This window comes from Kordiimonas lacus (genome assembly GCF_001550055.1).
GTDB classification, from domain to species: Bacteria; Pseudomonadota; Alphaproteobacteria; order Sphingomonadales; family Kordiimonadaceae; genus Kordiimonas; species Kordiimonas lacus.
The window spans coordinates 50688-62033 of sequence record NZ_LRUA01000001.1 but is presented as its reverse complement, the minus strand read 5'-3'; the positions used below and the strand labels follow the sequence as shown (position 1 = coordinate 62033).

Here is an 11346-nt window from a genome sequence, read left to right as displayed (position 1 = left end):
CCTGGCGAGATGCCGGCGGCCCGTAATGACTTACTCTGCAGCCTTTTTCTTGTGCCGTCCGCCCATCAGAAGACGGATCATGGTGCCCAGCTTCTCGCCCAGCTCGTGCCGGTGCACAACCGCGTCCACCATGCCGTGTTCCTGCAGATATTCTGCGGTCTGGAACTTCTCCGGCAGTTTTTCGCGGATGGTCTGCTCGATCACGCGCTTGCCAGCGAAACCGATCATGCAGCCCGGCTCGGCGATGTGGACGTCACCCAGCATGGCGTAGGATGCGGAAACGCCGCCTGTGGTCGGGTCTGTCAGCACAACGATGTACGGCAGGCCCGCATCGCGCAGCATCTGGATTGCGACCGTCGTGCGCGGCATTTGCATCAGGCTGAGGATGCCTTCCTGCATGCGCGCGCCGCCAGAGGCGGTCATCATCACATAGGGTGCGCCGATCTTGAGCGCGTGGCGGGCGCCGGCAATGATGCCTTCGCCCACAGCCATGCCCATGGAACCACCCATGAAGAAGAAATTCTGAACGGCCACGACAACGTCTTCGCCGCCGATCTTGCCCACAGCCACCTTGATGGCGTCTTCGTCACCAGTTTTCTTGCGCGCATTCTTCAGGCGTTCAGTATAGCGCTGGGTGTCGCGGAACTTGAGTGGGTCCTGCTTCACCGCAGGCAGGTCGATCAGGTCGTAGGTGCCGTGATCGAAAAGATTGTCGAACCGATCCTTTGGCGGCACGCGGTCGTGATGGTCACAGTGCGCACACACATATTGGTTGGCGACAAATTCTTTCTGGAAAATCATCTGGCCGCAGCTTTTGCACTTATGCCAAAGGTTGTCTGGTGTTTCCTTTGGGTTCAGTACTTTTTGCAGCTTCGGTTTTACATAGTTGGTGAGCCAGCTCATGCGTCTCAACCCCTTCTCTCAATTGGCTTTTTGGCGCCTGGCGCCTTGTTAGCCCTTTGTCCCGGCCCGCACACCTTCGGCGAGTTTACCGGTAAAGTCCAGCACGTCCTTGACCATGCCGCTCTTTGGCATGTGGCTATCATCAAGGCCACTTTCAATCAGGGATACGATTGCGGACCCGACCACAGCCCCATCTGCCACGCGGGCAATGGCTTCGGCTTGTTCAGGCGTGCGGATACCGAATCCGACGGCAACTGGCAAGTCTGTATGTGACTTGATACGCATTACCGCCGATTCGATATCGTCTGCTGTCGCAGACTTGCCGCCCGTCACGCCGGCTACGGCTACATAATAGACGAATCCGCTCGCGCCATCCAGTACTGTAGGCAAACGGGCGTCGTCGGACGTCGGTGTGGCCAGCCGGATCACGTCGATCCCGGCGGCATTTGCGGGCAGGCGAAGCTCTTCATCTTCCTCGGGCGGCAGGTCGACAATGATAAGCCCGTCAACGCCAGCCGCCGCGGCATCAGCGCAGAATTTTTCAGTGCCGTAAGCATAGATGGGGTTGAAATAGCCCATCAGAACCATCGGGGTGCTGTCGTCCGTTTTGCGGAACTCACGCACGATCTCGAGCGTACGCTGCATATTGCCGCCGGCTTTCAGCGCGCGCTGGGCGGCCTTGTCAATCGCCGGGCCGTCAGCGGACGGGTCGGTGAAGGGCATGCCCAGTTCAATGATATCTGCGCCCGCGCGCGGCAGGCCACGCACGATTTCCATCGAGGCGTCGAAGGTTGGGTCACAGGCGGTGACGAAGGTGACGAAAGCGGCGCGTTTTTCACCGGCCAGACGCTCGAAACAGGAAGTCAAACGGCTCATAACTCTGATCCCAACTCTAGATTTCAGCGCCGAGCGCATCGGCCACTGTGAAAATGTCTTTGTCGCCGCGCCCCGAGAGGTTCATGACGATGATATGATCTTTCGGCAGGTCAGGCGCCATGCGCATAACCTGCGCCAGCGCGTGGCTGCTCTCCAGCGCCGGGATGATGCCTTCGGTGCGGCACAGCAGCTGGAAGGCCTCAAGCGCTTCATCGTCGGTGGCGGAAACATAATTCACCCGGCCGGCTTCATGCAGCCAGACGTGCTCCGGCCCGATGCCGGGATAGTCCAGCCCTGCGGAGATTGAGTGCGCTTCGGTGATCTGGCCATCAGCATTCTGCAGCAGATAGGTGCGGTTGCCGTGTAGCACACCGGGCGTGCCGCCCGCGATAGAGGCGGCGTGTTTATCGGTATCCAGGCCATGGCCGGAGGCTTCAACCGCATACATCTTGACGTCCGGGTCATCAAGGAACGGATGGAACAGGCCCATGGCGTTGGAGCCGCCGCCCACACAGGCCACAAGGCTGTCCGGCAGGCGGCCTTCCTGGGCCTGAAGCTGTTCGCGCGTTTCCCGGCCGATGATGCTTTGGAAATCGCGCACCAGCATCGGGTAGGGGTGCGGGCCCGCAACCGTGCCGATGATATAGAAAGTGTCATGGACGTTGGTGACCCAGTCCCGGAGCGCATCATTCATGGCGTCCTTGAGCGTGGCGGAACCGGATGTCACCGGTTTTACCTCAGCGCCCAGAAGCTTCATCCGGAACACGTTCGGCTTCTGGCGCTCGATATCCACGGCACCCATGAAGACGGTGCATTCAAGGCCGAAGCGGGCGGCCACGGTGGCGGTTGCCACACCGTGCTGGCCCGCGCCGGTTTCGGCGATCACACGGGTCTTGCCCATGCGTTTTGCCAGCAGCACCTGGCCGATGGCGTGGTTGATCTTGTGCGCGCCGGTGTGGTTGAGGTCCTCGCGCTTCATGTAAATCTTGGCTCCGCCCAGATGTTCGGTCAGGCGCTCGGCATAATAAAGCGGATTGGGCCGTCCGATATATTGGCGGTTCAGCTCGTCCAGTTCGGCCAGATAGTCTGGGTCCTTGATGGCGTCGCGGTAGGCCTTTTCAACCTGATGCACCAGTGGCATCAGGGTTTCCGAGACATAGCGTCCACCAAATTTTCCGAAATGACCCTTTTCATCGGGGCCGGTACGATAACTGTTAAGCGACATCTGTACGTCCTAACTCACATAAAACCACCGGAGGCCTTACCTAACGGCTTTTGCCGCACGAAGGAAGGCTTCAATTTTATCGCCGGACTTGCGGCCCGGCCCATCTTCAACGCCCGAAGAGACGTCCACGGCATGAGCGCCGCTTTCCTGCACCGCCTGCCTGACATTCTCTGGCGTCAGACCACCCGCCAGCAACCACGGATATGGCAGGTCCCTGCCCGACAGCAGGTTCCAGGGGAAACTGTGCGCATTGCCGCCGGGGCGGTCAGACCCTTTGGGCGGCTTGGCATCAAACAGTATAGCGTCCACGTGCGGCGCGAACATGTCTGCCTGGTCGATATCTTCGGCTGTCGATACCCCGATTGCCTTGATGATTGATACGCCAAGTCGGTTCTTCAGGATCAGTGCTTCGTTGGGATATTCATCGCCGTGCAGCTGCACCCAGTCCAGATCGAGCGCGTCGCAGGCATCTTCAATAAAATCGTGGGATGCGTTCACGAACAGGCCGACCCGTTCCGTTGAGGACGGCAACTGCCGGCGCATGGCGGCAGCATCCTGGAGCGTCAGGTTCCGGGGCGATTTGTCGAAGAAAACAAAGCCTAGCCAGCGGGCGCCATAATAGGCCGCCAGATTGGCGTGTTCAGGCTTTGTAATGCCGCAGATCTTTACCGAAACAGACATGCCCCAATGGTTCCTCAAGACCGGTGTTGGGGTGAGTGCGTCCCCTAATCCGGATCGTCGCTTTTCAAGAGATCATCAAACTCCACGCTTTGGCGCGTTAGCGCAGCAGTCGCAGCCTTCATCAAATCCTCGCCCAGGAGCATACCGCTGTTCCATGTGGCGACATAGTCCAGGCCGTCCGCAACCGAATGATCCCGTGCATGATTGAGTACCGCTTTTGTGCCTGCAACCGCAAGAGGACTTTTGGATGCAATTTCTTGCGCGATCCGTAAGGCCAGCTCGTGCAACGCCTTACTGTCACTCGCTGTGTGGTTGACAAAACCTAACCTGAGGGCTTCATCCGTCAGCATCTTGCGGCCTGTGTAAGCCATTTCCTTCACAATACCGAACGGCAGCACGTGCGGCGCGCGCTGAAGCGTACCGACGTCGGCGACGATTCCTACATTGATTTCCTGGATGGTGAAAAAGGCGTCTTCAACAGCTAACCGGATATCGCAGGCGGTGATCACATCGACGCCCGCGCCAATGCAGGCGCCGTGGACGGCGGCAATCACCGGCACGCGGCAATTATCGATGGCGGTGAAACAGTCCTGCAGCCATAGGATATGACGGCGGAGCTTTTCACGGATGCGCGCCGGGTCGCCTTCTGTGGCGCCCAAAACTGCGCCGCTTTCCTTGAGGTCCAGCCCGGCGGTGAAATGCTTGCCGTTGCCACTGAGGATCACGGCCCGCACGCTTGGGTTTTCGTCCAGCTCGCGGAAGGCCCTGCCGATCTCGCCAAACATGGTGCCGTTCATGGCGTTCAGCTTTTCCGGCCGGTTGAAGGCCACATGGGCGATATGGCCGTCGATGGTGACGTCGAGTGTTTCAAAATTCATGCGTGGCTCCTCCCGGCTGTTCTGACCCGTTATATTGGGCGAAACAGCCGGGGGGCCACCTCGCAAGCGTGATTTTTTACCGGTAGAGCGCGACCAGCTCTTCGAAGCTTTCCGCCTTGGCCATGTCTTTGCCGATCCGGCCCTTCTGGAACCAATTTTTGGCGAACTTGCGGGCTTTCTTGTTTTCGATGTTTTGGTCCAGATAGTCGGCCACCGATTGCATGTCTGCGTACCCGACACTCAATTCCGCCCGAAGCCCACGCACAAGGGCGAAGAAGTCATCGCTACCAAGGAGCTCATGGAGCGCTAAAAATGCCAAGATGCTGGCTCGGCTCATCATGAAGTCCTCTTGCATGCTCGGAAATTCCACCAACGCTGATTCTGCAACTTCGGGGTTTCCTGAGAAGTATGCTTGCCAGTTGGGAAATTCTTTGTTCACCATAGCAGAGAGTGAAGAAGGCTCGACCCAGAGCAAGGCGAATAGGGCTCCGTCCAAACCAGACGCCCAATGTTCAAATTCGTTTGTTGGGTTAATCTGCCACAGGCCAAAGGCTGTACCCATAACAACCGCGGCCCTTGACCGGTCGCCCAAGTGAGGGATTCTGGGGAATGGGTCTTCCCTGTTGGGTTGGACAAAGAGCAGTCCCCGCTCGTACGGAGCCGCGAAACCATCTGGTAGTTCAACAACCTTGAGTGCCTTGCGTACTGTCCGACCGCCGATGGTACTTTGCAGTTGTGTGGCCCTTTTCTCTATGTCGCCCGCAATTCCAGCAATCAGATCGATTGGCTGTCCAAGCGTGGCCGTGGTTACAAATCTTTGTTGCTGAATCTGGTACGGGCCAATGGCCAGCGTCATCAGCCCTGTAGGCCGCTCGCTTTTCATCTCAAATGTGGTGATTTCGCCATTTGTGGTTTTTCGGGCGACATCAAGATTACCGACGATAGTGTTTGTGCCGGGAATATCGAGGAATGCGACTTGATAGAACGGCTTATGGTCCCATGCTTTGATGATGGCGTTTTGTTCAGGCGCTGAAAACACCGGATACCCAAAGCTTCCTGATCTTATCATCGTGAAATCAGGGCTCAGCGTCTCTTTTATGTCCTCTAGGCCCGGGAAAGTAACGGAAAGGTCCTCAAGGTAGCCGCGGTAATGCACTACGATCTCCAAGCGGCTTTCCCCCTTGCGCAGTGATTTTGGCAAGGTTAGCTCGGCTACGTTCAGCTCTAATGGACGCATACCCGTTACGGGCGTAACTCGGCTGGTCAATTTGAGTGTTTTGCCGCCTGGCCCCACAACTTTGTCGAATTGCAGGCCGGGGTTCAGGAGCAGGGAAATGGTGCGCACGGGCGTATCGCCATTATTGCGGAAGCTGACCTGATAGGCGCCCACCATCTGGCCGTCGCGGGCAACCTCCGCGAAATGGAACTTGGCCACAAGCGTGGCGTTCAGAAGCTCAATATCGCTCTCTGCCCTTACCGAAGCCGCACATAGAAAAACAAGAAGTGCCCCAACCCACAATCGCATGATGTCCCCCAACTCAATTTATGTAATAAAATAACATAATAACATTCACGGAGTGGGATCAAGCCAAAAATAGATTGGGTTTATGTGGCGTTACCCTGCCTCTTGGTCAGGGGCGCAGAAACGGGTGATCAGCGTGTCGCCGATCTCGGCGGCCGCTTCCACATGGGCGATATCGATGTTGAGGCCAAACAGCACGATCACGATGTTGGTGGTGTCTTCCGTCACTGCCGTGCGTGCGCTGTCGGAAAAAGGTGTGCCAAAGGGGCCCTTGTCGTCCTTCAGCACCGGCAGGCCTTCCAGGTTGATGGACCCGCGGCCGATGCCGTTATAGCTGTCGCCCTTGACGCCGATGGTCAGTTGCATGTCGCCGTCAATTTTTGCGGTATCATAGATGCCGATGGGAATCCCGGTCATCAGCGACACCAGGTTGCCACTGTCGACCACATTATTGACCTGATAGAGCGGCTTGCCCGCGATCACTCGGCGGGTCAGGGCTTCTGATGACGGGCGGTAGCGGCTTGGGTCCTTGCCACAGGCCTTGAAAGCCGCGCGCACGTTCGCGATCACAGGATCGCTCGCGGCTGCTTCGCCCAGAAGTTCCTGCAACCGCATCTCCGCGCCATCCTCAATGGAATGCGTGAGCGCAGGCGGGGCGGGACGCACAGAAACGTCATAATCAAGCGCGCCCACATGGACGGCAAATCCCAGTTCTTTAAAGCGCGGATCAATGGACAAAGACGGCATAATTTACTCCCTGACAGCGCCATCTTAACGGGCGGATTTCAGAAAGGCCATGACCTCGTCGGCACAAATTTCTGGCCGTGCCTGCAGCAGGAAATGGGGCCCTTCAATAGCGACGGTCTTCAGGTTTGTGTTGTAGGCATCAATACTGTCTGCGGCTTTATGCCCCACGAGCCGGTCGCGGGTGGGGCGGAGGTGCAGGCTGGGTAGGTCGGAAGCTCCGGTAGGTGGTTTTGTATCGGATAATGCCTTGAGGCGGTCAGAAATCAGGCCGGTTTGTACACGCGCGACTGTATCCTTTATGACAGGCCACATGGCCGATGCATGACGGCCCAGCATCATGTGCCGGGCAGCACCTGAGGCGGGTGGGTGTTTAATCATCCGCGTCAGCGGCAGGGTGGCAGCGAGCGGCAAAAGTCGCGGATTGGGAGGCACCAGGAAAGACGCCGCATAGATCACGCCCTTAAGCCCCGGTGGTTGCGCGCGGGCGAGCTCAAAAGCAATGCGGCCAGAAAAGGATTCGCCCAAGAGAAAGAAATCTTCGTCGCTCGGCAGTTCTGATGCAAGCCGGCGCGCCAAATCTACTTGGTTTTGCAGCCCAACGGAAGGAAGGCCGAGGACTACAGGTTCTACACCGTTCGGCAGGGCATGTATAAACGGGGCAAACAATTTACCCGTGCCGTCCATACCCGGCAACAATACCAGCTTCATCTCGTCCCCTCAAACTTGTAGTCACGGTACCGTAAAAAGAAACTGGCTGATAATTGCAAGTATCGTCAAGGCGGGTCTAGATTTTGGCCCATACCCGCCGATAGAAATAGAACCAGACCGTCCAGAGCGTACCGGATAGCGTGAGGGCGGTATAGACAGCGGGCATGGGGTTGTCCACCGTGCTGACAGATCCTGCGTAGGCCGCGATCAGGCAATAGGGGACAGAGCCCAGCCACCATGCCGCCAGGAAACGGCTGAACCGCATTCGTGTGATGCCGGACAGGCAGGCTGACACTTCGGGGATGATGGGCATGGCGCGTGCGATCAGGATCATCAGGAAGCCGTGGGTTTGGAACATGGATTTTGCCTCCGATATCTGCTGTTCGCTTCTGGCGATGCGCCTGAGCAGGCGGTCGCCATAATGCCGGCTCAGCCCATGGCCACATATGCCGGCAAGCGTAAGCCCGGTGATGGTGGCCAGGCTGCCCATGCCAAAACCCAGAAAATAACCCGCCAGCAGGCACAGGGTCAGGGTCGGCATGGCAATGAACAGGTCTGCGAACAACAAAGCCGCGATGATCAGCGCTACCAGCCCAGGCGACAGGCTTGAAGCGGTTGTGAGCCAAGCTTCGATCTGGGTGGTGGTCAGAACGCCCGCGGCGTTCAGGACAATGAAAGTTGACGCAAACCCAAGCGCCAGTATCAGGAATATTTTCACAAGGGCAGCCATGTCATGCTCCCTTCAGGATGCGGGCGGCAAGGGCCGGGCTGATGCGGTGGAGGATCATCAACAGCTTCACTTTACCGACCCGGTTGTCGGGCACATCCTTTTCAAGGCCACGAATAATGGCCTGCGCGGCGTCCTGCGCCGAGATTTTGCCGCTGCCCCGGCCCGTGGTCATGGCCGTGTCTACAAGGGGCAATATGGCCTGCTGGACTTGAATGCCTGCGCCCTCAAGCTGGTACCTGAGCGATTGGGTCAGGATATTGAGCGCGCCTTTGGTGGCGCAGTACACGGCGGAGCTGGTCTTGGGCACCAACCCAAGGGCCGAGTTGATATTGATGATGCGGGCATTCCCGGCAGCTTCAAGGCACGGCAGCAGACCGTGGATAAGGTGACAGATGCTGGTGAAATTCACCGAGATTTCTTCGGTTATGCTATTGGGGTCGAAAACGGGGTCAGTGAATAAGGGGGTATGCTGGATGGCGGCATTGTTGATCAGCACATCCAGCGCACCCATATCCCGGATATTGTGGATGGCCGACCGGACGGCATTCAGGTTCGCCAGATCAGCTTCAATTGTCTCAACGTTAGGGCAGGTGCTGGCGAGTGCCTGAAGTTTCTCAGGGTTTCGCCCAAGCACGATCACCCGGTTTTCGTGCCGGAGCCTCTCTGTCAGTGCCCGTCCCACGCCCGAAGTGCCGCCGGTGACCAGAATGGTTTTATCTTTCAATTGAAATTGCATTTTCGCCTCGCATGTTCCTTATTGTGAAGGGACGATAAGGCTGCGCATGAGGCGGCGGCATTAACCTGGGTTAAGAGGCGATGGATTTTTCCGACTATCTGAAAGACCACGGGGAAAGGCGCGAGTTTGCGCGCGGCAGCCATGTATTCAGGCAGGGAGATACGGACCCAAGCCTTTATTTCGTCCATGCGGGTTTCCTGAAAGCCTATTATGTCACCGAAAGCGGCGGCGAGCAGATCAAGTCATTCCTGGAGGCCGGGAAGGTGATTGGTAGCCTGACGGCTGCTTGTGCGGCAGAGCCCGCGACCTTCAGTCTCGTCTGCATGGAAGACTGTGTCCTGGAGCGTTTCTCGTATGACCATCTGCGCGATGTGGCAGCCCGGCATCCGCTGTTGTCCGAGATGGTCACCGGCCTGCTACTTGACCTTGCGATGAAGAAAGAGCGTCGGGAGTATGAATTGCTGTGCCTGTCCGCTGAACAGCGCTACCAGCGGCTGCTGGCGCGCATGCCTGAACTGGCCGCGCGCGTGACCCAACAGGATATCGCGGCTTATCTGGGTATTACCCCGGTTGCGCTCAGCCGTATCAAGAAGCGGCTGGCTGAGCGAGGTGCATGACGCTCAGTTGTGGCCCCAATTGTCGGGGTCGTCATTGTCGCCGGGGCTGAGGCCCAGCGCGTCGCCGTCTGTGGTGACACCAAGGCCGAGAACTGTGCGGTTGGCATAGGCGAAATAGGCAGTGACCTGATTGATCTCGAGTATCTCGCCGTCGTCGAACCCGGCGGCGCGGAGCGCTTCGATATGATTTTCGCTGACGGCTGACGGCGTGCGGGTCAGGAGAGCGGCATAATCCAGCGCGGCCACATCGCGGGGCGAAAGATGGCCGTCTGAGATGGTCGGGGCCAGGTCACCCTGTTCCATGGCGCGCCTGATGGCGAAGGATTTGGTGTCGTCCGCCAGAAGGCGCCTCAGGCCGGCAAAGTGATGCTCTACGCAGTAGGCGCAGTCGTTGAGGAGGCTGACGTAGGTGCCGATGGTCTCCAGAAGCCATTTGGGCAGTTTGTTGGCACTGTGGTGCAGCACATATTTATAGAGCGTCATATGGCCTTCAAGCGTATGTGGCCTGAGGCTGTGCGCCATCAGGATATTGTCCACATTGTCGTCCGGGCCTTTGACGCGATTATAAATCGCGCGCAACTTCCCCGCCGCTTCCCCAAACGGCACCGTCCTGATCCAGCTCATATGTTACCTCCCCGAGCATCCCCATGCTTACCGGCGGGATGATAGTTGCAAATGCAATAAAATGAAAGAGGAGGATCTGTGTTGAGGTTGGGCGCCTAGAAACACCTACTGTTCCTTTGGTGTTACCCCAGGAGCAGAAAAGGACATCGCATTGATGAAGTCCTCAAAATGGCGATGGTTCCATTGATAGGTACCATCAAGACCAGAATACATAACCCCAAACATCCTTCTGCCAGTTCGCCAGCTTGTGAACTCCCGGTGTAATGTTTTGTCTTTGTTGGGACCAAAGCTGTAATCGGCAACATGTCTGCTTGCTAGGTCTGCCCGCGTTGCCAGTTTGGCTGAAGAAATTCCTTCAAGTCCAAACAGCTTGTTCCAATAACTTTCAAAAGCAGCTGGTTCAGCATCGGGCGACACAATCAGCATAATTGTTGCCTGCGATTTCCCGGTTTGGTCAGTATGCCAAGCTGTGCCGGTTGAGAGCGTGATGATGGCCGCGGTATGCCCTTCGGTCGTCCTAATGGCGCGAATATCGTGAAGCATAAAGAAATAGGGGTAGTAAACCTTCCAGCCCTGTTGAGCCGTGGAAAGGTGAAACAAATCACCCTCCAATTTCAGTTGAAAATCTCCCGGAAGGGGTAGGGATACAGGCAAAACCTCAATGCCTTTCGGTCTGACCCGATTGTAAACTTGTGCTCCCCCATATACCCCCAACCTTTCAGCCCACATAAAAAGGGACATTAGTATAAGGTCATCATCCTTTGGCATGACCAAACCTGTCTGATCGTAGTTTTGGATTATTTGGGAGTTGATCAGCTCGTAAAGGTGTTCCCGATATGGAGGCCATTTTTGTGGTGGGATTTTTTCTATATTTTCGGTCAACCAGTTGGAAAAACGTGCGGTGTTAACGGCTGTATGCGCCGCATCGAAGATCGGATTTCTCAATGTTTCAGTTGTATATCCCTGTATGGGAGCAGGTTCGGTTTGGTCAGCTGCGGCATGTGTGCCAAGCGCTATCATCAAAGATAAAATCAAAAAACGCATCATTTTCCCCATCGTTTGCGGCACCCTAACAAAAAGGGGCCGCCGAAGCAGCCCC

General features: G+C 57.0%; 13 protein-coding genes. 1 reads left to right on the top strand and 12 read right to left on the bottom strand.

Annotated features, from left to right (window positions below):
* Positions 1–30 precede the first annotated feature (30 nt).
* From accD to KORLAC_RS00230, 10 genes are all read right to left on the bottom strand, one after another.
* Positions 31–903: an acetyl-CoA carboxylase, carboxyltransferase subunit beta gene (gene accD / locus KORLAC_RS00275; RefSeq protein WP_068301050.1), complete on the bottom strand. Its 873-nt coding sequence runs from the start codon at positions 901–903 to the stop codon at positions 31–33.
* 48 nt (positions 904–951) lie between these two features.
* Entirely contained in the window at positions 952–1779 is an 828-nt protein-coding gene (gene trpA / locus KORLAC_RS00270; protein WP_068301047.1) for a tryptophan synthase subunit alpha, read from the bottom strand.
* 16 nt (positions 1780–1795) lie between these two features.
* Positions 1796–3004 carry a tryptophan synthase subunit beta gene (gene trpB, locus KORLAC_RS00265; protein ID WP_068301043.1) on the bottom strand — a complete coding sequence of 403 codons (1209 nt, stop codon included), beginning with the start codon at positions 3002–3004 and terminating at the stop codon, positions 1796–1798.
* Positions 3005–3040: 36 nt separating this feature from the next.
* A complete protein-coding gene (locus KORLAC_RS00260) occupies positions 3041–3685 on the bottom strand; it encodes a phosphoribosylanthranilate isomerase (RefSeq protein WP_068301037.1) in 645 nt (214 codons plus the stop codon).
* A gap of 44 nt (positions 3686–3729) precedes the next feature.
* Positions 3730–4563 carry a crotonase/enoyl-CoA hydratase family protein gene (locus KORLAC_RS00255; protein ID WP_068301035.1) on the bottom strand — a complete coding sequence of 278 codons (834 nt, stop codon included), beginning with the start codon at positions 4561–4563 and terminating at the stop codon, positions 3730–3732.
* Positions 4564–4639: 76 nt separating this feature from the next.
* Positions 4640–6082, bottom strand: coding sequence for a hypothetical protein (locus tag KORLAC_RS00250; protein WP_139167670.1), 1443 nt, complete (start codon positions 6080–6082; stop codon positions 4640–4642).
* 96 nt (positions 6083–6178) lie between these two features.
* Positions 6179–6832, bottom strand: a complete 654-nt coding sequence (locus KORLAC_RS00245) for a B3/B4 domain-containing protein (protein WP_068301030.1) — start codon at positions 6830–6832, stop codon at positions 6179–6181.
* A 24-nt stretch (positions 6833–6856) separates the two neighbouring features.
* A complete protein-coding gene (locus tag KORLAC_RS00240) occupies positions 6857–7540 on the bottom strand; it encodes an alpha/beta fold hydrolase (protein ID WP_068301026.1) in 684 nt (227 codons plus the stop codon).
* Between the two features lie 76 nt (positions 7541–7616).
* Positions 7617–8270, bottom strand: a complete 654-nt coding sequence (locus KORLAC_RS18605) for a TVP38/TMEM64 family protein (protein ID WP_074519520.1) — start codon at positions 8268–8270, stop codon at positions 7617–7619.
* Position 8271: 1 nt separating this feature from the next.
* Positions 8272–9006, bottom strand: coding sequence for an SDR family oxidoreductase (locus KORLAC_RS00230; protein ID WP_068301023.1), 735 nt, complete (start codon positions 9004–9006; stop codon positions 8272–8274).
* Between the two features lie 80 nt (positions 9007–9086).
* Between KORLAC_RS00230 and KORLAC_RS00225 the strand changes: the two genes are divergently transcribed.
* Entirely contained in the window at positions 9087–9623 is a 537-nt protein-coding gene (locus KORLAC_RS00225; protein ID WP_068301020.1) for a Crp/Fnr family transcriptional regulator, read from the top strand.
* Positions 9624–9626: 3 nt separating this feature from the next.
* On the opposite strand, the gene KORLAC_RS00220 is transcribed toward KORLAC_RS00225, so the two are convergent.
* Positions 9627–10247: a carboxymuconolactone decarboxylase family protein gene (locus KORLAC_RS00220; protein ID WP_068301017.1), complete on the bottom strand. Its 621-nt coding sequence runs from the start codon at positions 10245–10247 to the stop codon at positions 9627–9629.
* A 105-nt stretch (positions 10248–10352) separates the two neighbouring features.
* A complete protein-coding gene (locus KORLAC_RS00215) occupies positions 10353–11291 on the bottom strand; it encodes a hypothetical protein (protein WP_068301012.1) in 939 nt (312 codons plus the stop codon).
* Between the last annotated feature and the right edge of the window lie 55 nt (positions 11292–11346).